This window comes from Deinococcus arcticus, assembly GCF_003028415.1.
GTDB lineage: Bacteria > Deinococcota > Deinococci > Deinococcales > Deinococcaceae > Deinococcus > Deinococcus arcticus.
Window position 1 is genome coordinate 1 of the sequence record NZ_PYSV01000051.1, and the last position, 1,136, is coordinate 1,136.

1 protein-coding gene is annotated in these 1,136 nt (G+C 61.6%); it reads right to left on the reverse strand.

Annotation, left to right across the window (positions count from 1 at the left end):
- Positions 1–13: 13 nt before the first annotated feature.
- Positions 14–1,003: an IS4 family transposase gene (locus tag C8263_RS18710; protein ID WP_233218925.1), complete on the reverse strand. Its 990-nt coding sequence runs from the start codon at positions 1,001–1,003 to the stop codon at positions 14–16.
- Between the last annotated feature and the right edge of the window lie 133 nt (positions 1,004–1,136).

Sequence of the window (1,136 nt, forward strand, 5' to 3'; positions counted from 1 at the left end):
ACCCGACAGTTTCTCAGATGTGCGTCTTGGACGGCATGAACAGGTCAATCAGTCGTAAGAGGGGCACCTCTTCGTGATCAACCTTCCGGCTGATGGCGCGAACCAGGGCCCGTAAACCCAGCGTCACGACGCTCCAGGCCCGGCGACCATGCTGTTTGTTCGGGCAGATCTCGGGGATGCCCACCAGCACGCACCAGACGTAGGTCAGGGTCAGCAAGCACAGGAGGCGCTCCACGTGATCGTGGAGCGTCATATGCGTGCTCTCCAATTTGAACCCTTTGGATTTGAGCGCTCGGAACAGGCACTCGACCCGGAAGCGTTTTCGATACTGCGCCTGAATGGCGGTGACGGCGCCGGTGTTGCTGGCAATGATCAGGGCGTCTCCGTCCGGCGTGAACGTCAACACGACGTTCATCGGCTGCCCGTAGACCTCGACGTGCTCGACCAGCAGACCGGCGCTGCCGGTCTGCAGACGTCCCAGCCAGTCCTGAGCAGACCACTCGTCCATTGGGCTGTCGCGTCGCAAGCGCACACAGATCGGAATGCCTTTCTGAGCCAGGCCCTGAATCCAGTCGTGTCCGACAAACTCACGGTCCGCGTACAACACGCGAATCTGCGACGCCCTGAGCAGGCACAGCGCGTCATCTATCAGGGCGTGGCGCAACGCCGTATCGCTGCTGCCCCCGTGGGGCAGCAGCTCGTACAGCAAGGGGACCGCCACACCGCGCCACAGCACCGCCAGCATCAGGACGTTCACGTCCGTCTGACCGTATCTCCAGTTCGTACGGTCAATGATGAACTCGCGAGGCCGCGTCTGTGGGAGCAGCGCCAAGACGACACGAGCTACATCGGCGGGACACAGTGGATGGCGATCAAAAAAACGATCTACGCGGCGAATCACCGAGTTGGTCTGCGCGCGTCCAGAGAAGCGCGCCGCGAGTGCAGCGTGCCGAACATCTTTGGCCTGAAGCAGCGCGAGCACCATCAGCGACAGCAGCTCCACCTGGTTCTTGCGGAACTCGGGGAAGTGCGCGGTGAAGCAGCGGGTCAGTTTGGCCAGGACATCGGGAGACGCACACTGTTCTCGCGTGTCACTCGCGGTTTTTCAACCCCTAGAGAAACTGTCGGGTACTGAG